The 25,758-nt window shown below is 39.1% G+C and carries 20 protein-coding genes and 1 tRNA gene; 15 read left to right on the top strand and 6 right to left on the bottom strand.

The features are described 5' to 3' along the window. Window positions 1-2 precede the first annotated feature (2 nt). From DRW42_RS07340 to DRW42_RS07325, 4 genes are all read right to left on the bottom strand, one after another. The gene (locus DRW42_RS07340) at window positions 3-3,365 is read right to left on the bottom strand and encodes a SusC/RagA family TonB-linked outer membrane protein (protein WP_244215221.1); all 3,363 of its coding nucleotides are present in this window, start codon (window positions 3,363-3,365) and stop codon (window positions 3-5) included. A 274-nt stretch (window positions 3,366-3,639) separates the two neighbouring features. Then, window positions 3,640-4,758: a FecR family protein gene (locus tag DRW42_RS07335; protein ID WP_113948184.1), complete on the bottom strand. Its 1,119-nt coding sequence runs from the start codon at window positions 4,756-4,758 to the stop codon at window positions 3,640-3,642. Window positions 4,759-4,901: 143 nt separating this feature from the next. Further along, the gene (locus DRW42_RS07330; RefSeq protein WP_113948183.1) at window positions 4,902-5,486 is read right to left on the bottom strand and encodes an RNA polymerase sigma factor; all 585 of its coding nucleotides are present in this window, start codon (window positions 5,484-5,486) and stop codon (window positions 4,902-4,904) included. 284 nt (window positions 5,487-5,770) lie between these two features. Then, a tRNA-Ile gene (locus tag DRW42_RS07325) sits at window positions 5,771-5,844 on the bottom strand. Window positions 5,845-6,070: 226 nt separating this feature from the next. Here DRW42_RS07325 and DRW42_RS07320 point away from each other — a divergent pair. Together DRW42_RS07320 and DRW42_RS07315 are read left to right on the top strand one after the other, a co-directional pair. Beyond that, window positions 6,071-8,164, top strand: a complete 2,094-nt coding sequence (locus DRW42_RS07320; RefSeq protein ID WP_113948182.1) for an HRDC domain-containing protein — start codon at window positions 6,071-6,073, stop codon at window positions 8,162-8,164. A 77-nt stretch (window positions 8,165-8,241) separates the two neighbouring features. Beyond that, window positions 8,242-9,510, top strand: coding sequence for an Hsp70 family protein (locus DRW42_RS07315; RefSeq protein ID WP_113948181.1), 1,269 nt, complete (start codon window positions 8,242-8,244; stop codon window positions 9,508-9,510). Window positions 9,511-9,956: 446 nt separating this feature from the next. On the opposite strand, the gene DRW42_RS07310 is transcribed toward DRW42_RS07315, so the two are convergent. Then, the gene (locus tag DRW42_RS07310) at window positions 9,957-10,733 is read right to left on the bottom strand and encodes a helix-turn-helix domain-containing protein (protein ID WP_113948180.1); all 777 of its coding nucleotides are present in this window, start codon (window positions 10,731-10,733) and stop codon (window positions 9,957-9,959) included. 565 nt (window positions 10,734-11,298) lie between these two features. Between DRW42_RS07310 and DRW42_RS07305 the strand changes: the two genes are divergently transcribed. The 5 genes from DRW42_RS07305 to DRW42_RS07285 all read left to right on the top strand — a co-directional run bounded on the left by DRW42_RS07305 (window position 11,299) and on the right by DRW42_RS07285 (window position 16,909). Further along, a complete protein-coding gene (locus DRW42_RS07305) occupies window positions 11,299-11,481 on the top strand; it encodes a hypothetical protein (protein ID WP_113948179.1) in 183 nt (60 codons plus the stop codon). A gap of 95 nt (window positions 11,482-11,576) precedes the next feature. Next, complete coding sequence (locus DRW42_RS07300) at window positions 11,577-12,998, top strand: PQQ-dependent sugar dehydrogenase (protein WP_113948178.1); 1,422 nt, start codon at window positions 11,577-11,579, stop codon at window positions 12,996-12,998. 149 nt (window positions 12,999-13,147) lie between these two features. Continuing rightward, window positions 13,148-15,856, top strand: a complete 2,709-nt coding sequence (locus tag DRW42_RS07295; RefSeq protein ID WP_113948177.1) for a PQQ-dependent sugar dehydrogenase — start codon at window positions 13,148-13,150, stop codon at window positions 15,854-15,856. Between the two features lie 127 nt (window positions 15,857-15,983). Then, window positions 15,984-16,619, top strand: coding sequence for an HAD family hydrolase (locus tag DRW42_RS07290; RefSeq protein ID WP_113948176.1), 636 nt, complete (start codon window positions 15,984-15,986; stop codon window positions 16,617-16,619). An 8-nt stretch (window positions 16,620-16,627) separates the two neighbouring features. Continuing rightward, on the top strand, window positions 16,628-16,909 hold the full coding sequence (locus DRW42_RS07285) for an Mpo1-like protein (protein WP_244215220.1): 282 nt from the start codon (window positions 16,628-16,630) through the stop codon (window positions 16,907-16,909). Window positions 16,910-17,512: 603 nt separating this feature from the next. On the opposite strand, the gene DRW42_RS07280 is transcribed toward DRW42_RS07285, so the two are convergent. Then, window positions 17,513-18,697: a proline dehydrogenase family protein gene (locus DRW42_RS07280; protein ID WP_113948175.1), complete on the bottom strand. Its 1,185-nt coding sequence runs from the start codon at window positions 18,695-18,697 to the stop codon at window positions 17,513-17,515. Window positions 18,698-18,791: 94 nt separating this feature from the next. On the opposite strand from DRW42_RS07280, the gene DRW42_RS07275 reads away from it, so the two are divergent. From DRW42_RS07275 to aroA, 8 genes are all read left to right on the top strand, one after another. Next, on the top strand, window positions 18,792-18,998 hold the full coding sequence (locus DRW42_RS07275; protein WP_025142770.1) for an RNA-binding S4 domain-containing protein: 207 nt from the start codon (window positions 18,792-18,794) through the stop codon (window positions 18,996-18,998). Continuing rightward, the gene (gene aroB / locus DRW42_RS07270) at window positions 18,998-20,056 is read left to right on the top strand and encodes a 3-dehydroquinate synthase (protein ID WP_113948174.1); all 1,059 of its coding nucleotides are present in this window, start codon (window positions 18,998-19,000) and stop codon (window positions 20,054-20,056) included. The genes DRW42_RS07275 and aroB overlap by 1 nt, the downstream gene beginning before the upstream one ends. 1 nt (window position 20,057) lies before the next feature. Next, window positions 20,058-21,020 (top strand): sterol desaturase family protein, encoded by a 963-nt coding sequence (locus DRW42_RS07265; protein WP_113948173.1) that lies wholly within the window; start codon window positions 20,058-20,060, stop codon window positions 21,018-21,020. Window positions 21,021-21,307: 287 nt separating this feature from the next. After that, window positions 21,308-21,499, top strand: a complete 192-nt coding sequence (locus DRW42_RS07260; RefSeq protein ID WP_113948172.1) for a hypothetical protein — start codon at window positions 21,308-21,310, stop codon at window positions 21,497-21,499. Then, entirely contained in the window at window positions 21,499-21,822 is a 324-nt protein-coding gene (locus DRW42_RS07255; RefSeq protein WP_113948171.1) for a type II toxin-antitoxin system RelE/ParE family toxin, read from the top strand. The genes DRW42_RS07260 and DRW42_RS07255 overlap by 1 nt, the downstream gene beginning before the upstream one ends. 341 nt (window positions 21,823-22,163) lie before the next feature. Continuing rightward, window positions 22,164-22,997 (top strand): prephenate dehydratase, encoded by an 834-nt coding sequence (locus DRW42_RS07250; protein ID WP_113948170.1) that lies wholly within the window; start codon window positions 22,164-22,166, stop codon window positions 22,995-22,997. Between the two features lie 201 nt (window positions 22,998-23,198). Next, entirely contained in the window at window positions 23,199-24,338 is a 1,140-nt protein-coding gene (locus DRW42_RS07245; protein WP_113948169.1) for a chorismate mutase, read from the top strand. 149 nt (window positions 24,339-24,487) lie between these two features. Next, window positions 24,488-25,756 carry a 3-phosphoshikimate 1-carboxyvinyltransferase gene (gene aroA, locus DRW42_RS07240; protein ID WP_113948168.1) on the top strand — a complete coding sequence of 423 codons (1,269 nt, stop codon included), beginning with the start codon at window positions 24,488-24,490 and terminating at the stop codon, window positions 25,754-25,756. Window positions 25,757-25,758 lie beyond the last annotated feature (2 nt).

The following is a 25,758-nucleotide window of genomic DNA, read 5'->3' as shown; positions in this document are numbered from 1 at the left end:
TGTTAGAATGAAGCCAGCAATGAAACAGTTAAACTCCTGGCAAAGGGATAGCTTGTACCCCTTTCCATTTCAATACTCGAAGTCCTGAAAATATCGTTCAGGGTTAAGGAAGTACGAAGGTTCTGGAAGCCAAGCTTTTTGATCAGTTCCCTTTTAAAATCGTAAGAGAGGTAAACAGACCGTAACTCCATCAGGTTATCTTTCTGTACAAACCTTGATGAAACATTGGTGATCGATAAATCGGCAATATTTTTAAAGAATGTCTGGTCGCCGGGTTTAATCCATCGCTCATTTAATACCCTGCTATCCACATTAAACCGTGGATCGGCATTTTCAACTCGGTCAACCAGGGTTTGATTGTAGGTATAACCACCAAAACGATAATAAAAACTTAAACTCAGCATAAAATTGCGGTAGCCAATATTGGCCGATACATTACCCTCGGCTTTTGGTGCACCATCTGCCACCGGCATAATGTCTTTTACATCCCAGTTGTAAGTAATGGAACCATCTTTTTTCACAAAAATCTCTTTACCGGTTTGTGGGTCGATGCCTAAAGATCTCACCGCATAAATAGAAGAAAGCGACTGCCCTTCGTTATAGCGCAACAATGGTGTAGACTGTGCTTTTTTATCTGGATTGGTTTGGTATTGGTCGATTTTATCGTTTAATGTTTTCAGCGAGTTGGAAAGTTTCACCAAAGTATTAACGTTGTGTGCCAGGTTTCCGGTAATGTTGATGTTAAAATCTTTATTCCGATAGGCATTAGCTGTTAAATAAAGCTCATAACCTTCGTTGGCCATATCTCCCAGGTTTTCTTTATAGGTGGTAAACCCGGTAGAAGGCGAAAGATCGATATCCGTAATCAAACCTTTGGTTAATTTGTAATAATATCTCGGCGAGATGACAAAACGGTCCTGAAAAAGGCCTAAATCGATACCTACATCATAAGTTTCGGTTTTCTGCCATTGTAAATTACTATTGCCATAACCCAAAACCTGAGCACCTAAACCGGTAGAATACCAGTTGGAAGGATCGTACTGATAAATTGAACGTGATAAATAAGCCGGAAAAGAAACAGACCCAACAATACCTGTGCTCGCTTTTAACCTTAACTGGCTGATGACTTTAGAATCGGCCAGAAAAGCTTCGCGGTGCATATTCCATCCAATACCTGTTGACCAGAAAGGCGCAAAACGTTTATTTGAACCAAATGCTGATGATCCTTCGTAACGGAAAGAGGCATCTAAGAGATATTTATTTTTGAAAGAGTAGTTTCCGGAGAAAAATGCACCGGCAAGCCTGTTTTCGGATACATTACCCCCCGGAGCGGAATTTTCCTTGTAAATACGTGCAAAACCGATATTGGTAAAACGATCGTTAGAAAAGCCCTGCGCTTCAATCAGTTTATCGTCGGTACGGGCGGTTACCACATTTGTACCCAATACAAGGTTAAAATACTGGTCGCCAATTTGTTTGTTATAACCCAAAGTTGCCTTACCATCAATTGCCAAACGATCGCTTTCGACCAAAGTATAAGAGCCTTTGTTATTCAGTTTATCCGCCGCGTAGTCGTAGAATACATTACTTAACGGCGAAACAAACTTATCCCCGGAGGTTTTACTTTTGTTTAAACTGATCTGACTTTTAAAAGTTAAACTTGGACTTAATTTCCAGTCGACAGAAAAGGCGTCGATCAATTCCAGGTTTGAAGATTTATCAAAACTGGCCAGTGTGCCTTCATAGAGTGGATTAAAAACATGAGTTTGCTTAATCTGCTGACCATTACTGTTATCATGTGTATCCACCTGCCAGGTAGCTAATTCCTGTATCATTTCTCCATTTGCATTGGCTATGGGATAATATGGATTCATCCTTACATAAGTTGAGAAATCCCCGTAAGGCGAATTATTTCCATCTACCTGTGTGATCGTAACTTCGTTGCGGAACAATAATTTTGAAGTTGGATTGTAAGTAAAATTCATGCCCCCACTGTAACGGTTACGGTCTGATTTCAGCATCACACCCGGTGTAGTTTCGTAACGCAGATCCACTCCGTACCTGAATTTCTGGTCGCCACCTTGTACATACAATGAATGTTTTTGCCGGTACGCGTTGCGGAGCGCCTGAGATAACCAATAAGTATCTACCCCGCTGGCAACGTTTTTTAACCTCGAAAAATATTCAGCATCCAATTGATCAGCGGTATACGCAGTGTTTAAACCCGAATCGTACAAACCAGCCAGTTTTTCGTAAGCAAGTTTATCTTTTGCATTTAAAACATGATAATCGGTTAAGTCAGGTGCATTTACGCTCAGTTCGTAGTTATACGAAAGCTGAAGCTTACCCGCAACCGGCGCTTTAGTGGTAATTACAATTACACCATTTGCCGCCCTTGATCCATATACGGCAGTTGCCGCAGCATCTTTGAGCAGCGTTACCGATTCGATCCTGTTGATGTCTAAATCGGTTACCTTTTGCAGGGTAACTTCGAAACCGTCGAGCATAAAAGCAGGCAGGTTATAATTGCTCGACAGGTTATTCCGGTCTAATATATTTTCGGTATCGCTTATCGAAGGGAGTGCTGTTGCTCCCCTGACATTAATTTTAGGCAGTGCATTGGGATCAGAGCCAAATAAGTTATTATCCAAAACTTTAAATGAGGGATCAAAACTCTGGATACTCTTTAATAAACTCTGTGGATTGTTTTTCTTTAAATCTTCGCCTTTGATGGTGATGGCATTACCGGTGTAGGTATCTTTTTTGATGGTTTGATAACCGGTAACCACCACATCATTCATCTGGGTTAATTTGGCACTAAGCTTAATGTTCAATGCTTTTCCGCCTGTAGCTTTTGCCTCAGATAAATCGTAGCCCACATAACTAAAAACCAAAATGCTTCCTTCATCAACGCTTACTTTAAATTCGCCTTTATCGTTGGTGATACCCACGCTTGCACCATTTTTAACTGAAATATTAACGCCGGGAATGGTTTCGCCGGTGGTTTTATCAATCACAACGCCTTTTACTTCAATTTTTACGGCTGCGTGCTGGGGAGTTGGCGGTAAATTTTCTTTACTGCTGATTACAATGGTTTTGTTAACGATATTATAGTTAAGGTTCTGATCTTTTAAAGCTGTATTCAATGCCTCTGTTAACGATGTTTTTACAAATTCTACCGTAACATCAGGTTTATCCTGCAACAACTGACCTTTGTAAAAGAAAAAGTAGCCTGTTTGCTTTTTTATCTCCTTAAATACCTGTTTAAGTGAGGTTTTTCTTCGAGAGAGCGTTACTGTTTGTGAAAAGGTGGCCGCCGACAAATGCAGGGCGCCAACCAGCAGTAAAGTTGTAGTCAATTTCATGACCAATAAAAATTTAATCTTTACCCTCCGCATGTCGCACACGGGGTTGTAAAGGGTAGTTAATTTCATACCTTTGTAATGAATGAGGTTAAAAAATAGCAGCTGGGTTTCGAAGCAAGCTGCTTGTCCAAATTTCTACCGGAAGCGTTGTCGCGCTTTCGGTTTTTTTAAAGGTAGGATGCTAAATTTCTGGTAGTTTTTTCATCATAAAGTTTAGTTTGTTTGTAATTGGTTGGTTGATTTTTTCGGCTGTTTAGAGAAAAGCCATTCTTGTTTAATTTCCTGATACCGTAAGTACCTTTCCCTTTACATCGATATGAACATGGTTAAGTTCTAATATTTTAAATACCTCTGCCAGGTTGCTGTTCCTTGGAATTTCGCCCACATATTTTTCTGATGGAATTTTGCCCTCATAAACCACATCAACATCATACCATCGCGAAATCTGCCGCATAATGGTCTGCAAATCATCATTATCAAATGAAAATATATTATTCTTCCAGGCCATTTCCTTATCAATGTCAACCTGCTGGTCGACAATTAATTTGGCGGTGCCGTTATTTAGTCTTGATTGCTCGCCGGGTTGGAGTTTAACACTGCCCGAAGCATTGCTCACTTTCACTGCGCCCTCTAATAAAGTGGTTTTCTCAGCGGCTTCATCATGATAAGCGTTGATATTAAAATGCGTGCCGAGTACTTCTACCGTTTGCGCATCTGTTTTTACCCTGAATGGCCGGGTATGATCTTTTGCAACTTCAAAATAAGCTTCCCCGTTAAGTTCTACTACCCTTTCATTTTTAGCAAATGCATAAGGATACTTCAAGGTAGTAGCTGCATTTAACCACACTTTAGTACCATCAGGCAAACTTACCTGGTATTGTCCACCACGTGGCGTACTAATGCTGTTCGAACCTGTAACCGGTGCGTTAGGGATTTCTTTCACCACATATTCGAGCTGACCGTTTTTTGCCTTGCGGATCAGAATACCATTCTGGCTGGCTACCTGACCGTTTTTGGCATCGTCCAAGTTAACTATTGTTCCATCTGCCAGGGTTAATGTTGCCTTATGGCCTCCCGGAAGGATATCTTTTAATTCTGTTTTGGCCGTTAACGGTTGCGTATTGCGACCTGCTATTAAATAAAAACCCAGGCCAAAGCATAAAATGATGCTGGCTGCAATGGCGATGCGTTTAAAAGTGATCAACTTGACAGACTTTGCACCCTTGCTTAACCTGCGCCAAACTTCTTCCTTACTGTTTTCGATGGCCGGATGATCAGGCGAATCTTTTTCGAAGGGCAGTTGATGATACCAGTCTTCAACAGCGGCATTTTCTTCGGGCGTACAATTGCCTGCAAGATATTTATTTAAAAGCTTCTTTGCGTTTTGCTCCATTAAAAGGAAGTCTAGTTTGGTTGATTAATATATATACGGCAAAGGTGGTACACTGGGGGTATTGAAAAATTATTTTTTTTAAAATAATTTCGTCAGGGGTATTTTTTAGAAGAAAACGGGAATTAATTTTGACAGAAAAGCAATTAATGATAGGTTTTAAAGAGAAAAGCGACGTAAATCACCAATCCAAGCCTGGTTTTCAAAATCCTCAATGCTTTTTTAACCTGGGTTTTAACAGTTAATTCAGAAAGCCCCAATTGCATGGCAATTTCTTTATGAGATTTATTCTCTTTACGGCTTAATATAAATATTTCACGCATTTTTGGTGGCAATGCATCAATCTCCTGCTCGATCAATAAAGCCATTTGCTTCTCTCGTACGCGATAATCAGTTAGTATATGGTCCTGATCAATATAGTCCTGAAGAGAATCTACATATTTGCTTTCCACTTTCTGATGTGCAAATACATCCAGAATCCGGTTACGTACGGCGGTATATAAATAGGCCGATAAATTGCCATCCGGGGCTACATGCGTACGTTTAAGCCATAGCGACTCGAATAACTGATGAAGTACATCTTTTGCTTCTTCCTCATCGTTTAAACGTTTGCTTGCGTGTATAAAAAGTAATCCGTAAAAGCGGTTGTAAATTTCGGTAAAGGCCAGTTCATCACCCTGGGTTAACAGGAATGCCAATTCGCTATCAGAGTATGAACTGTAAACACGCATGGGGACAACACAAATATAATATAAACAACGATATTTATCATGTATTAATATGCCCATTCCGGCTGCCTGAAAATAATGCAGGATGCGTATAAATTTCTTATGAAGAGCAGAAAGAGCGCTCAAAAGAGGAAATTATCACAAATCCTGTTTAGCACTCAGAGAGCTTAACAAGCTTAAAATGGTTTATCAGCCGGGGGGACTCATGTGCTGTACATAACAGCTTCTGTTAGTTTTTTACCCAACAAAAAACCCCTTCAAGTTGTCCTTAAAGGGGTTTAAAGCAGTGGGCCCACCTGGGCTCGAACCAGGGACCAAAAGATTATGAGTCTTCTACTCTAACCAGCTGAGCTATAGGCCCGGAAAAAAGGTACTCCTTTTTTGCGAGTGCAATGTTACAAATTTGAATTGAATTTTCGAAAATGTTTTTGGCAAATTTTCGCTAAAAACAGAATATAAACTCATTTTCAACCGCTTAATCTTGATTTTTATTTTCAACATTGCTTATCCTCCTTTTCAAAATGTGGATAAAACGGCCCTTCAGCAGCCCTGAAATCAATCCCGAATAGGTTATTTTTGTAATTGATATGAATACGCCCGATCCGGATAACCAGCTTCTTTTAGATTTTTTAGCCACAACCAATCAGCCGGTTTTTTTAACCGGTAAGGCAGGAACAGGAAAAACCACCCTGCTGCGCAAAATCAGGGATACCACAAAAAAGAATTTTGCAGTGGTAGCACCTACCGCCGTTGCTGCGATAAATGCGGGTGGTGTAACCCTACATTCTTTTTTCCAGATCCCTTTTGGCCCCTTGATCCCAGTTGTTGACGAAAGTGCAGAAACCGGTTTCAAATATTCAGACGAAAAAACAAGGTTGCTGCGTTGCCTTGATCTCCTGATTATAGATGAGATCAGTATGGTCCGGGTTGATATTATCGATTTTATCGATCGTACCTTAAAACGTGTTAAAGGATCAAACCTTCCGTTCGGTGGCGTTCAGGTTTTAATGATTGGCGATCTTTATCAGCTCTCTCCCATTTTTCATGATGCCTGGCATATCCTGGGCGCGTACTATTCAAGTCCGTATTTTTTCGACAGCATTATTTTCCGTTCCACTCCGATGGTTACGTTTATGCTCGATAAAGTTTACCGCCAGTCGGATCCCGTATTTCTGGATATCCTGAATGGCATGCGCGAAAACACACTCGATAGCAATCTGCTAGAAAAACTTAACGAACGTTACGATCCATCTTTAGATCAGGAATGGAAAGATGATTACATCACGTTAACCACGCATAACCAACTGGTAAACGAAATTAACCAGGGCTGCTTAGAGAAACTGGAGGGCGAAATGTTTGATTTTGATGCCGAAATCAGTGGCGATTTTCCTAAAGATGCCTACCCTACCGACGAAAAACTCCAGTTAAAACTGGGCGCACAGGTGATTTTTATTAAAAATGATTCATCTGGCAAAAAGCAATATTATAACGGGAAAGCAGCAAAAATCACCGCAATTGATCAGCATTCGATAAAAGTTGCTTTTTCTGGCGATGGTAAAGAGATTGAAGTGGAGAAAGAAATCTGGCAGAATGTAAAATACAGCCTTAGCGATGAAGACAATAAAATCGACGAAACAAGTACAGGTTCATTCTCCCAATATCCGTTTAAACTCGCCTGGGCCATCACTGTTCATAAGAGTCAGGGTTTAACCTTCGATCATGCCATTGTTGATGTAAGCACCGCTTTTACCCACGGACAGGCCTATGTGGCATTAAGTCGTTGCAGAAGTTTGGAAGGATTGATCTTAAAATCTCCGGTAACTGCCGAGAGCATCATAACCGACGCAAAAGTAATCAGTTTTACAAAAGCCAGCCACCAGGATAAGCCTACACCCGAATTACTGGAAAAATATAGCCAGCAATATGCCTGGAGTTTGATCCACGAATTACTGGATTTTTCGCTCGTGGCCAAAGACTGGGAAAAACTGGGCCGCTCGAAACTCATTGATAAAGATGAAAAAAATGCTTTTTTATCTATTTATGAACAAGCAAACCAGATCCTGCAGAACGAAGTTTTTAAAGTAGCCAGAAACTTTATAACAAAAGAATTTTCAAAAATAAGCACTTCCGAAAACCCTGCCAATGCCGGTGCTTTTATGGAGCGCGTGAAAAAAGCATCCGATTATTTCATTCCAAAACTCGAACAGGTAATGGTATTGATGGCGAAGATTGTCGCTATCAATTTTTATAACGATACCCACTCGGATAAGTTACTTACGGTATTGAAAGATTGTAAAGATGCGCTTCAAACCAAACTGGCTTTATTTAAAATATCGTGGAATCCTTTTTCAATTAAAGATTACATCGATACCCTGCATGCCGCAGGTAACAAACAGCCCGAGAAAAAGATCATTAAATCGAGTATCAAGCCAAAAGAAATTTCCAATCCGCAGGTATACAAAAACCTGGTAGAATGGCGTAAAACCATAGCCGCGCAAAGGGGAACACAGGATTATGCCGTACTTTCCGATCTCGCATTACTTTCGATAGCTGAGCGGATGCCCAAAACTACCGATCAGCTTGCGGCCATAAAGAGTGTAGGTATCGGAAATGCAAAAGAACTTGGCCAGCAGATTACCCGCATTGTTAATGCCCATTTGGGCACAAGTGAATTATTTTAAAAACTTTAGCTTCTTAAACCATTTTTTGATACTTTCGCAGCCCCATTTCTTAGCTACACCCACAATACGTTAAACCCATGAGTAAGTTTTTATACGGAATCGATTTTGGAACAACCAACTCGGCATTATCGATTTATGATGAAGAAAAAAAGGAGATTATCGATACAATTTCTATCCCTTCGTTAATTTATTTCACAGAGGTTAAAAGCATTATTGATGGCGAAAACCATATTGTTGGCGAAAAAGCAATTGAAGCCTATTTAAGCGATGGCATGAAGGGCAGGTTTATTAAATCCATTAAACAGATTCTTTCGCGTACCACCTTTACCGAAACGCGGATCCACAATAAACGTTATACCGCGTCAGACCTGGTTACGCTGATCCTTAAAGACTTAAAACAAAAAGCAGATAAAATTATCGGCGAAGATTGCCAGAAAGCTGTTATTGGCCGACCTGTTTTCTTTGATGATGATAATACCATGAAAGATACGCTTGCGCAAACCAGGCTTAAAAAAGCAGCAGAAAGTGCTGGTTTTAGCGAAGTACGTTTCCAGTTCGAACCCATCGGGGCGGCTTTTGCCTACGAGAAAACCATAAAAAAGAAGGAACGTGTACTGGTTGCCGATTTGGGCGGAGGTACTACCGATTTTACCTACCTCATCCTCGATCCGGATAAAGTGGGCAGTAAAGACCGTAAAAACGACATGATTGCATCGGGCGGTATCTATATCGGTGGCGATAGTTTAGATTCTGCTTTTATGTGGGATAAAGGAACGCCATATTTTGGGAAAAATACCATGTATGAAGCTACGCCGGGCAAAGTATTAAACGTACCCAAATCACTATTTGCCAATATCTGTACCTGGGATAAAATGAACTTCTTTAATGGCTTAAAAATCCAGAAAGAAATTGAAGAATATTATTATTATTCTAAAAACGACCCGAAATTTAAAAACCTCATTACGCTAATCGAAAATAACCTGGGCTATTCACTTTTCAGGTCGATTGAGAAAACCAAAATCGAACTTTCAGACCAGCCTGTTTCTACTTTTGAATACCATAATATGGAGATTGAAATTGAAGAAAACATTTCGCTCGGCCAATATAATGCCATCATCGAAAAAGATATCAGTAGAATAGATACTTACCTGGATCAGTTTATGGAAACCTACAACATCAATCCGCAGGATATTGATTGTTTGTTCCTAACCGGCGGAACTTCGATGGTTTCGGCAGTGCAAAACCTTTTTAAAAATAAATTTCCGCATATCCCTTTAAACTCCGGCGATAACTTTAAAAGCGTGGCAAAAGGATTAGCCTATAGTGGTTACCTGTTTGAAGATTAACGTGTTATAATCTAACATCCAGGTTCAGGCAAAAACTCAAACAAAAACAGATAACACCCGAATGTATAACAAATACTACACAAAACGAACTGTATAGAATCATATTTCTTTAAAATTTACTTTATTCCTGTTATGTTTAATCCTTATCCATTATCTTAAATCTTCGATGGCAGTTGAAATAGCAGATAAATAGCGAGAAACAGCCATGTAAACACCTGTATACAGATTTGTAAAAGAATTGAGATTTTTTTTTGCTTTAAGCCAAGATTTCATATTTTAGCAAAATGAAAAATTGGTGCGGCTGATAATAGATCCAGTGAGCAAAGCCTTACGCGTTAGGCGCTAAAGCAATTAATGTGGTGAGGACCGGAAAGCCTGTTTTTAGAAGAGATGAAATCAATATGATGGCCATTTTTTTGCCAGACGCACCAATTTTCATCTTTCATTTATACCAGTTTACAAAACTGAAGTACCGATATTCCTTTATGTCTTTTAAAACTTTTTGTAAAGTTTACAGTTTGTTCAAACCCTAATATAGCCGCTATCTGATCAATAGAAAAATCACTGTGCGTTAATAGTTCTTCTGCTTCCCGCATAATCCTGTCTTTTATAAGCACGGTTAAGCTTTTCCCCAATACACGATCTAAAAATTTATTCAGTTTCCCTATACTCATCCCCATACCTTCCGCATAAAACTGAATGGATCTTTCTACCCTGTAATACTGATCTAAAATGGCTTTAAAACGCAAAACCTGCTGTAACTCATCCAAAGTTAAAGCTGCCAGATAACCGTCTAATCCTGCTGTAAAACCAAGAAAAAGTGATAAATACTGTGCAAGGAAACGCGTATCCTTTTCTTCAACAATCTCCCTTTTAAGCTGATCGATCAGACTATAGGTTTTTACAGACTCCTGTATGCTTAAATCCCTGAACGATAAATTTAAAAATAGATTTTTGGCCAATGGATCCAGGTGCTGGAGCAAAAACTCTGTATACAGCGTACTGCTAAAATTTAACCAGTAACCAGCTGTAATACGCCCTTCAAGCCTAACCAATCCTTCTTCAGGAATAAAAAATATCCTTTTGTCGCGCAGTTCGTAATCGCCGGAATTCATGCATAAAAAGCCATCAGCCTGCTTTACAATCAACATCCGCATCGGATATATTGCCTGCAATGCACGTTCTCTATTAAAAACCCCGCTAATTGGCTCTAATTGTATCATAATAAACTTAAAGGATAAACATCACTAAGACTGAAACAGCAATATAAGGTTACAATACCTGAAGTATTTTTTAGGCAACCTAAACTTTTTCAGCGTGCAAATATTATAAAAAACACTTTTAAAAAAACAGGAAAACGAATTTCGGATTCAGTTAGTCAACCTTGTAGCTTGCAAAGTTGATCAACAAACTGTTTCGAACAGTCAACCATCACCGCCATCCGAATCACCTACCTGATTTTAATGGATATCTAAAAAATTATGCCAATTGTTAAAATGCTGCATTGCGGTTATATATTACAGCATAAGGTAATTTATAACCTCTATTCTTGCGACATTTGTAGATATATCTCCTCAAATAAATGGGTAAATTATTCAACACAAATTATTTCAAATTCTGAATTAAAATCTAAATTAAACTACACATTAACAACTATAAGTTGTAATAGTTTAATATTTTTAGTAATTTAAACGCAGATTTCAATCATAAGATTGAAGAATAAGCCTGGTCATCTGTTAAAACATATATAAGTAAAGGATGTTACTAATAGACATTATACTAACAAATATGAAATACTTATCGAAAAACAGCACTAATGAGGAACTGGAGGGTATTAAAAAGGGCGACACCATTAAAGATGATACCGGAAAACAGGGTGAAGTAACCCAGATTGAAATTTTAACCCGTCGGCAGGAAAAACAGTATTATTACAAACTTAAAAATGACGGTACCATTCTGGTGATCAAATAATTCAGCAAAAAAATCTATGCTATCAACAGGTTTACCAATGTATTAAATTTTTCGTTTATATTTATTTAGTAAAACGTTTTATTAAATACCTGTCCATGATGAAAATCAAGCCTACTATCAGCCTAATTTCTATACTTGCAATTGTATTGATCAGCGGTTTTGCAAATAAAAACACAGTTGACGGAGATCACATTTCTTTTAAAATAGATACCCTGGCAAGCAATCTTACAGTACCATGGCAGATCGTTTTTTTACCAGATCGTAGCATGCTGTTTACCGAACGCCCCGGCCGTATACGTATTTACCGCAACGGAAAGCTTCAGCAAAAACCAATTCTGGAAGTTAACGATGTAAAAGCAGAAACCAAAACGGGGCTATTAGGGATGGTGATCCACCCGAATTTTAGCAGCAACCATTTTATATATATCGCCCATAATTATGGTCAAAATAACAGATTGTGGCTTCGAGTGGTCCGTTATGAATTAAAAAATGATACCTTGATTAAGCCTAAAGTATTGATTGAGCAGATTCCTGCCGCACGCAACCATACCGGATGCAGATTGGTTTTCGGGCCTGATCAAAAATTATACATCACAACCGGCGATGCCGATCAACCTATCCTTGCTCAGGATTTGAAAACCTACAACGGCAAAATATTGCGGATAAACGATGACGGGAGCATTCCTGCCGATAATCCTTTTATAAAAAATGATACTGCCCGTAAAGAAATCTGGTCGTATGGTCACCGCAACCCGCAAGGTATGGCGTTTGAGCCACAAACAAAGCTGTTTTATGCTACCGAACATGGTCCCACCGGTGGAGATGAAATTAATATCGTTAAAAAAGGTGCTAATTATGGATGGCCGATAATCCACCATCAGGAAACCAAAACCGGAATGCTTAATCCATTACTGGAATATACACCTTCTATCGGGCCTTCGGAAGCGGTATTTTATCAGGGCAATGTTTTTCCACAGCTCAGGGGAAATTTACTGGTTGCCTGTTTACGTGGAGAATCTATCCTGAGGATTGTAATGGAGAAAGATAAAATCATTAAACAGGAAATATTATTGAAAAAACAATATGGAAGAATCAGGTCCTTAGTAGTTGGGCCGGATGGATATCTTTATATATCAACCTCAAATTTCGACCTGCCCGAAAGCAAAGGCGAAAGGCCATACGATATGATCCTCAGGTTGCGGCCATCAGCTACAAAAACCGATCAGGTAACGCAAACCATATCGTCCAATAATAAAATGCCAAATATGGAAACAGGTCCGGCCGCCATGTTTAAACAGCTATGCGCATCTTGCCATGGCGATAAATTACAGGGTACCGAAACCGTTTATAGCCTTATCGGAGGAAAATTTAAACATGGGGCAGATAAGCAATCGATCATCAACAACATCACTAACGGCATCATAAACAAAGGTATGCCGGCCTGGAACGGAGCCATCAGCAAAAAAGAAATAGACAATCTGGCCGATTATATTTTGAAGGTTACCAAAAGTAACTGATAAATTTTGATGTTATTAAATATTCAATCATTTTATCATAAAATTCAACATTTCTATCCTTTACGGTTAAAATCCGCATAATTTTTGATACAATACCTCATTTTTTAAAACTTACATCTATATTTATTGAAAATCCCTCAACCAAATAGATGAAAACAACATTTACCGTATTGTTATCAGCAAGTGCATTTATACTGATTTCCGCAACTACACTAACCAAAAAAAATTACGAAAAACATACTTTCGATTTTTCTAAAAAAAACAGGATTGATACACCCGATCAGGACCGCTTTGTTAAAGCAACCCTGGCCCAGGGAGAATTTTTCGAGCCTACAGAAATGGCCGTACTGCCCAACCTCGATATTCTGGTGGCTCAACGCCGGGGAGAAGTATTGATTTATAAAAACAGTACAAAAAAAATCAAAGAAGCCGGCAAGCTTGACGTTTATTTTAAAACCAGCAATCCGGATGTAAATGCCGAAGAAGGTTTATTAGGAATGGCTGCCGACCCAAAATTTGCCGTTAACAAATACATTTACCTTTTTTACAGTCCTTTTGATAAGTCGGTAAACCGTTTATCAAGGTTTAAGCTCGTTAACGATCAGGTTGTAAAAGAATCAGAGAAAATCATTTTAGAATTTTACTCTCAACGCGAAATCTGCTGCCATACCGGTGGTTCGATTGCTTTTGGCTCCGATAACCTGCTGTATGTTTCTACAGGCGATAACTCTACACCGTTTGATGCGCCAAAGCAGGAATTTGTGAACAAAGGATATGCCCCCCTTGATAACAGAAAGGGTTTTGAGCAATACGACGCCAGAAGATCGGCTGGAAATACCAACGATTTACGCGGAAAAATTTTAAGGATTAAAGTGAACGAAGATGGCACCTACAGTATTCCTGATGGTAACCTTTTCCCAAAAAACGATCCTAAAGCCCGTCCGGAGATTTATGTAATGGGCGATAGAAACCCCTACCGTATTTCGGTAGATCAAAAAACCAATTATGTATATTGGGGAGAAGTTGGTCCTGATGCCTCTAATGATGATGCATTAAGAGGCCCAAGAGGTTACGACGAGGTAAACCAGGCAAAAAAAGCGGGTAATTTCGGCTGGCCTTTATTTATCGGTAATAACTACCCTTACAAGGCTTACGATTTTACCAATGGTGCAAATGGCAGTGCTTTCGATCCTCAGGCACCGATCAACAATTCGCCAAATAATACCGGTTTGCAGCAGCTTCCACCGGCACAACCGGCATTTATCTGGTATCCTTATGGCGAATCGGCCGAATTTCCCCAGGTGGGCGCAGGCGGACGTACAGCAATGGCCGGACCGGTGTTATATCACAAAACCAACTCACCCTACCCAGCTTATTATAACGGAAAACTGATTATCTACGAATGGGTACGCGGATGGGTTAAGGCCGTAACCATGAATGATAAAGGTGATTACCAGAGCATGGAGCCATTTTTATTTAAGGTTTCATTAGCTGCACCAATCGATATGGAATTAGGTCCTGATGGAAAATTATATATTCTCGAATATGGTAAAGGCTGGTTTAGTAAAAACCCTGATGCAGCCATCTCAAGGATCGATTACCTGAGCGGAAACCGTCCGCCAAGTGTAGAAAAGCTGGATATCGTAAAAACCAGCGGGTTGCTTCCTTACAAATTAACCGCAAAAGTTACTGCAAAAGATCCTGATGGAGATGCGTTAACCTATGTGTGGAACCTGGGCAAAGGAATTACTAAAACCACTACTACTCCAAATTTACAATACACTTTTACCAAAGCAGGCGAATATCCGGTAAGTGTTACTGTAATGGATAAAAGCAAAGCATCGGCTAAAAGTGCTGTTATCCCTGTTTTTGCAGGTAACGAACATCCTAATGTAACAATAGATCTTGCCGGTAACAAAACTTTCTATTTCCCTAATAAACCCGTTGATTATAAGGTTTTGGTGAGCGATAGAAGCTCAAAAGTAAACAATAGCCGCATTTATATTTCGAACACCTATACCGAAGGAAGCGATATGGCCGGGGCACAGCTAGGTCACCAGCAGGCCGCTCAAACCATGATTGGTAAAGCATTGATGTTAAAAGCAGATTGCAGCACCTGCCATAAAGAATCAGCTGTTTCTATCGGTCCTGCTTTTGATAAAGTTGCAGCTAAATATAAAAACGACCCTAAAGCTGTTGATTATTTAGCATCGAAAGTAATAGGCGGTAGTCAGGGTGTTTGGGGCGAAGTTCCCATGCCTGCCCACACAGCCATGAAAGAAGCCGATGTAAAGAAAATTACCGAATGGATTATGACATTAGACAATAAAGAAGCGGTTAAAGCATCATTACCTACTTCCGGCAAAATTGTTCCACCTGCAAATACAGATAAAAAGAAATCGGTTTTAACTTTAAAAGCAACCTATACCAATGCAGGTGCCAAAGGTTTAAAGCCTTTAACCACCACCAATCTTGTTAACCTGAAAAGCAGTGTAATTGACGCTGCAGATATTAAGGACTTTGCAGGTTTTGAAAGAAAAGATGTTTTTGGAGGTGAAAAAATTGTACTTAGCCAGCAAAGCGGCTGGATTGCCATCAAAAATGTGGATTTAACAGGTATTGCTGGTTTCGGGTTCTCGTTCTTAAACCTTGCTCCGGGCAGCGATGGCGAAATCGAAATCAGACTGGATGATAGCAAAGGCATCATGATCGGAAAATCTACTTTCAGGAAAAGTGTGCCGATCAGTATGATTTCTGACGGAAAGTTCCATTCGATTTATTTTGTTTTCAAAGAACTTAAAACTGATGATCAAAAGAACCGCCCGATTATACAATCCATCACGGTAGAACCCAAATAGGTTTAAAATACAAAACAGAACCCGGAACCCCATCTTAAAGGTTTCGGGTTTTTTATTGTAAAAAATAATGCTTTTACATCCTTCATTAAATCAGCAATAATATCTTTGCAGCAAATTCAGCGTATTTATGCAAAACATTAAGAACATTATTTTCGATTACGGAAACGTCATATTTGATATCGATTTCAAGATTGCCCAGGCATCATTTAAAAAGCTGGGGATTACTGATATCGAAAACTTCTTTGCACATAAAGCACACAACCAGTTATTTGATGATTTTGAAACAGGTGCCATTTCTCCGGCAGAATTCAGGGTAGGGATCAGAAAGGCAGCTAACAACCCCGATTTAACCGACCAGCAAATCGACGATGCATGGAACAGTCTTTTAATCGGTACCATCCAGGAAAACCACGATTTATTGCTTCAGGTTAAAGATAAGTACCGTACCTTTTTGCTGAGCAACAATAACGAAATCCACTACAATTGGATTATCGATTATTTAAAAGCCACTTTCAAAATCAATAATTACGATGCTTATTTCGAGAAGGCTTATTTCTCGCAACACATGAAATTGCGTAAACCTAATACCAATATTTTTGAGCAGGTACTAAAAGAGAATAATTTAAATCCTGCCGAAACTTTGTTTATTGATGATAGTCCGCAGCACATTGAAGGTGCTAAAAAAGTAGGATTAAATACCTTACTCATGACCGAAAAACCTGCGCAATTAGCCTCATTTTTAAAAGCAAACGGAATTTTGTAAATTAGGGTATGACAGAGAAAAAGTATAAATCGCTTAAAGAGTTTTACCCTTTTTACCTTACCGAACATAGCAATACCGCCTCACGCATCCTGCATTTTATCGGAACGGGTTTAGTGGTACTGGCCTTTTTTACCGGATTTCTTTTCCATAACTGGCATTTCTTTCTGGCCATGCCCATATTGGGATATGGTTTTGCATGGGTGGGGCACTTTTTCTTTGAGAAAAACAAACCTGCTACCTTTCAATATCCGGGTTATAGCTTAGCAAGCGATTTTTATCCTGTTTTATGATTTACTTACCGGAAGGCAGCCTTTTGTGGTGAAGAAATAACCCCGGCAAACACTTTCGAAGTTTAATAAAGCCACGAGCGGAGGGAGAACTTGGAAGTCTGAAGTGTAGATAGCCTATCGTTTTATCACGATAAAATCGTGCAGTTATTGATGCACCCGTTTGGAAACGGGCGCAAGCGTTGTGAAATATTAGTTTTTGCGTGACCAATATTCTTAAACAGTCTTTTTGTTACTAAACCCGATTGAAGCGGGCATACCGATTTTTCATCGGTATAAAGCGAAAAGCGGGACTGCATCCCCCAAGAATTACTGAACAATCATTTCCAAAAAAAATCGTCATCTCGAGCAAAACGGAGTGGAACAGAGATCCTTCGACAGGCTCAGGATTGACAACTTAACCAAAAAAGTCGTCATTTCGAGCAGAGTGCAGCGAAGTCGAGAACCACGTAGTGCTCAGCGAAGCTAAATCTGTCTCGAGATAGATCTCTCCGTTTCGCTATGCTTCAGTCGAGATGACGACTCTATTAAAGGAAAACTGTCAACTGGAAACTTTTAACTGAAAACTGTCAACTGGAAACTTTTAACTAAAAACTGCCAACTGAACTAAAGTTTCCTTCTCTTCAATTCCCTTTCAATCAAGCCCAATTCACGGCCTGTTTGTCCGGCAACCGAGGTATTTTCCTGTGCCCTTCTGAATAAATACGGCATTACCGCCTTAATTGGTCCATAAGGCACGTATTTGGCTACATTATAGTTGGCATCTGCAAGGTTAAAGCTCAAATTATCGCTCATACCCAACAATTGGGCAAAATATACATGCGGATGGTTATGCGAAATATTTTTTTCTTCTAAAAGATAAGTTAATAAACGGCTGCTATCTTCATTATGCGTTCCGGCAACAATGGCTATTTCTTCGATATGATCAACGCAGTAGCGTAACGATTCATTATAATCACGGTCTGATGCCTCCTTATCCGGTTGGATGGGCGAAGGATAACCCATTTCAGCAGCACGTTTACGTTCTTTTTCCATGTAGGCACCACGCACCATTTTAACACCCAGAATAAAGCCGTCAGCCTTTGCAATTAAGTGGTCGGCTTTCATATCGGCCAGTTTATCATGGCGGTACATCTGGTAAGTGTTATAAACAATAATGCGCTTGCGGTTAAATTTACGCATCATATCCAAAGCCAGTTCATCAATGGTATTCTGAATCCAGGTTTCTTCCGCATCGATCATAATCGGCACACCTTTATCAAAAGCAGTTTTGCAGATCATTTCGCAGCGAAGTTTCACTTTTTCGTATTCTGCTTCTTCCGTAGCGGTTAATTTTTCTTTGGCATCAAGTTTCTGCAACAATGCAAAACGGCCAATACCGGTAATCTTAAATACGGTAATCGGGATTTTCACATCACCATCGGCACGCACAATGGTGCGGATAATTTCGGCACAGGTTTCATCAAATACCTGTTCTTCTTCCTCTCCTTCTACCGAATAATCCAAAATGGTACCCACACCGCCTTTATCCAGCTGATCGATAGCCTTATTACATTCGGCAATGGTTTCGCCACCGCAAAACTGCTGAAAAATGGTTGCTTTTATGGCACCCTGAATAGGCAAACCAATGTTTAAAAAGAAGTTTGTAATTGCCGGACCAACTTTGGTTAAAAAGTTACTGCCGATCATTTTAAAAAGCCAGTATGCTTTTTTTAGTTCCTGATTAGATTTTTGGCGGAAAGCGATTTCCGTGTTGTCGAAATTAGGTTGTTTATTGGGGGATAAATCCATTTTTATCTATGTAATAAGTCAGAATGGTGCAAAATTATAAAAAGCATCGGTTGTTAAAACTAAAAACCTCGAAATAATCGTATTTTTGCACAAAATGATACAATTCAAATTAGAAGGCGAGTTTATTCCATTAATCCAGCTGCTAAAAGCAACAGGTTTGGTGGGCACCGGAGGCGATGCACAAGCTGCCGTGATGGACGGTTTGGTAAAATGCAACGGCGAGGTAGAATTCCGCAAACGCTACAAGGTTAGAGTTGGCGACATCATCACTTTTGAACAAGATAAAATCGAAGTAATTTAATGGAAACCTTAACGAGCGCAGGCCATTCGCTTTATTTCGAAAGCAATTTAGACGCCTTAAAAACACTTTTAGAAAGCAATAAATACAGTAAAGTTTTTGTATTTGCAGATGAGCATACCAGTGAAATTTGTTTGCCCCTGTTTCAGTCACTTTTAGATGATTTTTCTGAATTCGACCTGATTGAAACATCCGCGGGAGAAGAAAATAAAAACATCGATTTTTGTATAGGCATCTGGAAAACCCTGCTGGATTTTGAAGCCGACCGCAAAAGTCTGATGATTAACCTCGGCGGAGGTGTAATTACCGATATGGGCGGTTTTATTGCCTCAACCTATAAAAGGGGAATCGATTTTATCAATGTGCCTACTACGCTATTATCTCAGGTCGATGCCTCGGTAGGAGGCAAAACCGGCATCGATATCGATAACGTTAAAAACATGGTGGGTACGTTTACCTTGCCACAGATGGTTTTTATTGAAACCGCATTTTTGAAAACATTGCCGGAACGTGAGCTTTTATCAGGCTTTGCCGAAATGATTAAACATGGTTTGATTTACGATAAACCTTATTACGAAAAGCTAAAGGCAAGCAATTACCTTACCCCTTCTGCCGAAGATATTTACCGTTCGGTGGAGATTAAAAACGAGGTAGTAACCATCGATCCCCATGAGAAAAACCTGCGGAAGATTTTAAACTTCGGTCATACCATTGGTCATGCTGTAGAAGGTTATTCGCTGGCAAATGATGAAAATCCGTTAACCCATGGCGAGGCAATTGCCATCGGTTTTGTTTGCGAAGCCGCATTATCGATTAAAAACAGTACACTATCAAAAGAAGAGCTGAATGATATCAGCAGCTATATTTTGTCGTTATATCCGAAATACCACATCAAAAAAGAAAGTTTCGATACCCTTTTAGAACTGATGCAAAGTGATAAAAAGAATGAAGACGGAAACATTTTGTTTTCACTTTTAGAAACAACTGGCAAATGCACGTTTAACTGCCGTGTAAGCACTGCCGATATTTTAAGCAGTTTGGATTATTATAACAGTTTATAAAATGAATTTTACCGGAAGTGATATTTCTGTAATCGGGCTTTTTGGTTTCGTAATCGTTTTAACCCTGGTTGAAATGTATTTCAGTTACCAGCACGACAGAAAATTATATACCAAACGCGATACCTGGACGAATATTTACCTGATGACGGCAGCTGTGGTGATCAATTTAGGCACAAAAACATTCACGTTTTTCTTGCTGGCATATTGCTACCAGTTTCGTTTGTTCCAGATTAGTAATGTTTGGGTTTATTGGCTGGTATTAATTCTAGCACAGGATTTTCTGTACTGGTTTTTACATACCGTTGGCCATTACGTGCGCTTTTTCTGGGCCATGCATGTTACACACCACTCATCAGAACATTTTAACTTAACTACAGGTTTCCGTTCTACGGTTTTTGAGCCGATGTACCGTGTATTCTTTTATCTGCCTTTGGCATTTATGGGTTTTACCGCGGTTGATATTCTTTTCGCCTACCTGGTGACCCAGATTTATGGCAATCTGGTACATACACAGTACAGTATCAAATTCCCTAAATGGTACGAATATATCTTTGTAACCCCGTCGCACCACCGTGTACACCACGCCAGCAATGTGCGTTACCTGGATAAAAATATGGGCATGGTTTTAATTCTTTGGGACAGGTGGTTTGGAACTTTTCAGGCAGAACTACCAGAGGATGTAGTAAAATACGGTTTAACTACCCAACCGAAAGATACCGGCCCTGTAAACATCATTTTCCACGAATTTATCGCTTTAACCGCTGATGTGAAAAAAGCGCCAACTTTTATGGATAAGGTGAGGTATATTTTCAACCCACCAGGCTGGAGCCATGATGGAAGCACCAAAATTGCTAAAATTATGCAACAAGAGCTGCGTGATGAAGAAAAGAAAAACTTCGAAGCCTTACAACAAAACAAAGTAAAAGGACTTAACGATCGTGGGGAATTAAGCTCTACAGGATAAAAAATTAATCTTTTAGATAAGGAATGGCTTGTGGAAACACAGGCCATTTTTGGTTGCTGATGTTTTTTAGCCACGGGTGCACAGATTAACACGAATGATGTTTGCGTATTTGAAAAAATTCATTAAAAGCACCGTCATCTCGACTGGAACGCAGTGGAATGGAGAGATCTACCTCGAGACAGACTTCTCCACTGCGTTGTACTCGCTCGAAATGATGGCTGTTTTGATATTTTTAAATCATATCTTAAACAAAATATAATTTGTATTTTTGATATAAATTTACTGCGATGACAACATTAACCATACAAGTTAAAGATAACGATACTGAATTTCTTCTGGAGGTAATCAAAAGAATTAATGGCAAAGTAATCCAATCTTCTAAGAAAGAAAACTTGCTGAATGGTATAAGGCAAGGTTTAAAAGAAGCTAAAGATATAAAAGATGGTAAAATTGCTTCACTATCGTTAAGTGATATATAATGGCAGAAATTAGAATAATCTATTCCCCTATTTTTATAAAGAAAGCCAAGCAATTAAAAAAGAAACATCTATCATTAATTAACGATTTATCTCAGTTAGAATCAATATTATTAGAAACCCCTAACACAGGTACTCCATTAGGTAACAATATTTTCAAAATAAGACTAGCTGTAAAAAGCAAGGGAAAAGGAAAAAGTGGTGGTTATAGAGTGATTACCTATTTACAGGTAGAAGATGAAATTAATATGATTTACATATACGACAAATCGGAAGAGGCTAGTATTACTAAAAAAGATATACAAAAGATTATCGATAGTCTTTAATACTGATCTATCTAAACAGATTTCCCTTTCACTGCCTCCAACCACATAAAAATCTGTTTTTAACCAATTCTCATCCACAAAAAGACAAATAACAAAATCAGCCCATTTTTAACAAAATTTAATTTTATTTAAAATATTTTCATTTTTCTATTGACAAATTAAATTTTGTTACTACATTTGGCTCAACAAAAAATAAATGCAAAACAAAAACACATATTACTTTGGTTACTTTTACTATTTTAGTGAGAGCCGGGGCTAATATGCAAAAAGATATATAACAATATTAAAATGTATAATAAAGTCCCGGCAAACAGCCGGGACTTTTTTGTTTTAACGCAAAAATGGAAACGACAAAACGTGTAGCAATTCAGGGTATTAAAGCATCTTTTCACGAAGAAGCCGCATACAAATTCTTTGGCAAGGAAATTGAAACGGTAGAGTGCAATTCTTTTAAAGAAACCTGCGATAAGCTGGAAAACAGAGAAGCTGATTTCGTGGTAATGGCCATCGAAAATTCTATTGCAGGCAGTTTATTGCCAAACTACACGCTCATCCGCGATTACGGTTTTGCAGTGGTTGGCGAAGTTTATCTTCCTATCCAATTGCATTTAATGGCCTTACCCGGTGTAAAGTTTGAGGATATTAAAATCGTTACCTCACACCCTATTGCCATCCGCCAATGCATCGATTTCTTTTACGATTACCCACACATTAAAATTGTGGAAAGTAACGACACCGCTGCATGTGCCAAACGTATCCAGGAAGAAAAATTAACCGATACCATGGCCATCGCAAACAGTTTAGCCGCAGAACTTTACGGTTTAAATATTCTAGAACGCCGTGTAGAATCCAATAAGAAAAACTATACCCGTTTCCTGATCCTTAAAAAAGACAAAACCGACGAAGGGAAGAAAATCAATAAAGCTTCAATCTGTTTTCAGGTTGGACATAAAGCAGGCTCGCTGGCAACCGTTTTAAATGTATTTGCCGAACAGGATGTAAGCTTAACAAAAATACAATCTATGCCGGTATTGGGTAAAAGAAATGAGTATTACTTTTACGTCGACTTAGAATGGCCAAGCACCGAAAAATATGATAAAGCCATCAGAAAAGCATTAAAATATACATCGAACTTTAATATACTCGGCGAATATCAAAAGAACGATAAAGTATAGTTTGGTTAACTGTATAAATTGGTTAACTGGTTAATTGGGAAAGTTAACTCTACAATTAACCCCCTGAGCGTAGCCGAAGGGTAAACAGTTAACCGATTAACCCTAAACAGTTGGCAATTTTCAGTTGGCAGTTTTAATCCAACAATAAAAACAATACAACAATTAAACAATAGAATTACAAAATATTACAAACTCAGCATCATGAAACTTAATTTGAACATTCAACCTTTAAACACCTGGTTAAACGTAAACAACGAACCATTAATCATTTCTGGTCCTTGTAGCGCCGAAACTGAAGAGCAATTATTAACTACAGCACATTTATTGGCTGCAACCGGTAAAGTATCGGTATTAAGAGCTGGTATCTGGAAACCACGTACCCGTCCGGGAGAATTCGAAGGTATCGGAAGCATTGGTTTAGAGTGGTTAAAACGCGCTAAAGCAGAAACAGGTTTACCAACAGCAGTAGAGGTTGCAAATGCAAAACACGTTGAAGAGGCTTTGGCAGCTGGTGTAGATATCCTTTGGATTGGTGCACGTTCTACTGTAAACCCTTTCACCGTTCAGGAAATTGCTGATGCTTTAAAAGGTCATGATGTTCCTGTATTAATCAAAAACCCGGTTAACCCTGATTTACAGTTATGGATCGGTGCTATCGAGCGTATCAATGGTGCAGGTATTACTAAAATCGGAGCTATCCACCGCGGTTTCTCTTCATTTGAGAAAAGCTCTTTCCGTAACGAACCCATGTGGGAACTTGCTATCCAGTTAAAAACACTTTGCCCTGATTTGCCGATCATCAACGATCCAAGCCACATCTGCGGTAACCGCGAACTGATCCCTTACATCTCTCAAAAAGCATTGGATTTGGATATGCAGGGTTTAATGATCGAATCGCACGTAGATCCTTCTGTTGCTTGGACCGATGCTAAACAACAGGTTACCCCTGCTGCATTATCAGAATTGGTAGGCCGCTTAACTGTTCGCGAACCAGAAGTAGCAAACGAAGCTTCTGCTGATAAATTGGCCGAACTACGTAAATCAATCGATAAAATAGACGATATCTTATTGCAAAAATTAGGTGAGCGTATGGCTATCGTTGCCAAAATCGGCGAATTTAAACGCGATAACCAGGTAACTATTTTACAGGTTAACCGTTGGGATGCCATCATTCAAAAAGGTCAGGCTTTTGCAAAAGCTTTAAAATTAGACCTTAACTTTACCGAAAAATTCTTAGAATTGGTACACGGCGAATCAATCCGTAAACAAACTGAAATTATGAATGCCGGCAAAGCTGAACAAGGTATTGCTGCAGAACAACATAACGAAGTAAAAGCATAGATAGCTTAAAGCTGAAAGACCAAAGCTAAAAGCTTGTCTGGCAGCAGTGTCATCCTGAGCTTGTTGAAGGAATATGACGATTAATAATATAAGATGTGGTGTCAGGTGAAAACACCTGACACTTACATTTGAGAATAAAACAGAATAAAATGTCGAAAAATGCCTTAGTTTCTTTTAAAGGAACCAAGAATATTAATACGGAAATCCAATTAACAGGCTCAAAAAGCGAATGCAACAGGGCCTTAATTATTAGCGCTTTAAGCAAAAAACTGGTTAAAGTTGAAAACCTATCTAATGCGGCCGATACGGTAACATTAAATGGTATCCTTAATAATCTTGAAGAAGAATTAGAAGTAGAAATTGAAGAATCGAAAACAGTAGACGTTGGTCCGGCAGGCACGGCGATGCGTTTTCTTTCGGCCTATCTTTCTGCCAAAAACGGAAATTTCCTCTTAACCGGAACCGAGCGGATGAAACAACGCCCTATCGGAATTTTGGCCGAGGCTTTAAAAACAATCGGAGCTGATATTTCTTATGCGGAAGCTGAAGGTTTCCCACCATTGAATATTGTTGGTCCCTTGGATCAAAAAACTTCTCAGGTAAAGATTAAAGGTGATATCAGCAGTCAGTATATTTCTGCTTTGCTGATGATTGCCCCTATCCTGCCACAGGGTTTAACACTAGAGATTGAAGGTGAGCTTACTTCCAAACCTTATGTTGATATGACTTTGGATATGCTTGCAGAAGTAGGCATTAAACATACCTGGAACGGAAACTTAATCACCATTGAACCCCAGGTTTTTAAACCGGGCACTTTAGTGGTTGAGCCTGATTGGAGCGCAGCTTCTTACTGGTACAGCATTGCAGCCCTGGCCGATGAAGCTGAAATTGCTTTACCTGCTTTAAAAGAGAAAAGTTTACAGGGCGATAGCCAGATCAAAAATATCATGAAGATTTTTGGTATTGCCACCAGTAAAACCGATAAAGGCATTGCCATTAGCAACTTAGGACTTACTTTAGACACCAATGAAGTTTTAGACCTTAAAACCTGTCCTGATTTAGCACAAACCATTGTGGTTATTGCGGCTGCTCTGGGCAAAAACATGGCTTTTACAGGTTTAGAAACACTAAAAATCAAAGAAACAGACCGTATTGCGGCCCTTCAGAACGAATTGGCCAAAATCGGTGTTACTTTAACTGAAGATAACCTGATTTATACCTTAAATACAGATAACCTCCACTTTCCGGAGAAAGTTACTTTTGCAACCTACGAGGACCACCGTATGGCAATGGCTTTTGCTCCACTTGCATTATTAATCAACGAAGTAGAAATTGAAGAAATGCAGGTAGTAGAAAAATCTTATCCTTTTTACTGGGAGGATTTGAAAAAAGCGGGATTCGAGATCGGCATTAAGTAAGG

It is taken from the genome of Pedobacter miscanthi, from assembly GCF_003315595.1.
GTDB classification, from domain to species: domain Bacteria; phylum Bacteroidota; class Bacteroidia; order Sphingobacteriales; family Sphingobacteriaceae; genus Pedobacter; species Pedobacter miscanthi.
This window is presented reverse-complemented; position numbering and strand designations above follow the sequence as displayed.

What these genes read in the sequence shown, in the direction of transcription:
- DRW42_RS07340 (WP_244215221.1), bottom strand. Translation starts at nt 3,365, where the DNA reads ATGAAATTGACTACAACTTTACTGCTGGTTGGCGCCCTGCATTTGTCG.
- DRW42_RS07335 (WP_113948184.1), bottom strand. Translation starts at nt 4,758, where the DNA reads ATGGAGCAAAACGCAAAGAAGCTTTTAAATAAATATCTTGCAGGCAAT.
- DRW42_RS07330 (WP_113948183.1), bottom strand. Translation starts at nt 5,486, where the DNA reads ATGCGTGTTTACAGTTCATACTCTGATAGCGAATTGGCATTCCTGTTA.
- DRW42_RS07320 (WP_113948182.1), top strand. Translation starts at nt 6,071, where the DNA reads ATGAATACGCCCGATCCGGATAACCAGCTTCTTTTAGATTTTTTAGCC.
- DRW42_RS07315 (WP_113948181.1), top strand. Translation starts at nt 8,242, where the DNA reads ATGAGTAAGTTTTTATACGGAATCGATTTTGGAACAACCAACTCGGCA.
- DRW42_RS07310 (WP_113948180.1), bottom strand. Translation starts at nt 10,733, where the DNA reads ATGATACAATTAGAGCCAATTAGCGGGGTTTTTAATAGAGAACGTGCA.
- DRW42_RS07305 (WP_113948179.1), top strand. Translation starts at nt 11,299, where the DNA reads ATGAAATACTTATCGAAAAACAGCACTAATGAGGAACTGGAGGGTATT.
- DRW42_RS07300 (WP_113948178.1), top strand. Translation starts at nt 11,577, where the DNA reads ATGATGAAAATCAAGCCTACTATCAGCCTAATTTCTATACTTGCAATT.
- DRW42_RS07295 (WP_113948177.1), top strand. Translation starts at nt 13,148, where the DNA reads ATGAAAACAACATTTACCGTATTGTTATCAGCAAGTGCATTTATACTG.
- DRW42_RS07290 (WP_113948176.1), top strand. Translation starts at nt 15,984, where the DNA reads ATGCAAAACATTAAGAACATTATTTTCGATTACGGAAACGTCATATTT.
- DRW42_RS07285 (WP_244215220.1), top strand. Translation starts at nt 16,628, where the DNA reads ATGACAGAGAAAAAGTATAAATCGCTTAAAGAGTTTTACCCTTTTTAC.
- DRW42_RS07280 (WP_113948175.1), bottom strand. Translation starts at nt 18,697, where the DNA reads ATGGATTTATCCCCCAATAAACAACCTAATTTCGACAACACGGAAATC.
- DRW42_RS07275 (WP_025142770.1), top strand. Translation starts at nt 18,792, where the DNA reads ATGATACAATTCAAATTAGAAGGCGAGTTTATTCCATTAATCCAGCTG.
- aroB (WP_113948174.1), top strand. Translation starts at nt 18,998, where the DNA reads ATGGAAACCTTAACGAGCGCAGGCCATTCGCTTTATTTCGAAAGCAAT.
- DRW42_RS07265 (WP_113948173.1), top strand. Translation starts at nt 20,058, where the DNA reads ATGAATTTTACCGGAAGTGATATTTCTGTAATCGGGCTTTTTGGTTTC.
- DRW42_RS07260 (WP_113948172.1), top strand. Translation starts at nt 21,308, where the DNA reads ATGACAACATTAACCATACAAGTTAAAGATAACGATACTGAATTTCTT.
- DRW42_RS07255 (WP_113948171.1), top strand. Translation starts at nt 21,499, where the DNA reads ATGGCAGAAATTAGAATAATCTATTCCCCTATTTTTATAAAGAAAGCC.
- DRW42_RS07250 (WP_113948170.1), top strand. Translation starts at nt 22,164, where the DNA reads ATGGAAACGACAAAACGTGTAGCAATTCAGGGTATTAAAGCATCTTTT.
- DRW42_RS07245 (WP_113948169.1), top strand. Translation starts at nt 23,199, where the DNA reads ATGAAACTTAATTTGAACATTCAACCTTTAAACACCTGGTTAAACGTA.
- aroA (WP_113948168.1), top strand. Translation starts at nt 24,488, where the DNA reads ATGTCGAAAAATGCCTTAGTTTCTTTTAAAGGAACCAAGAATATTAAT.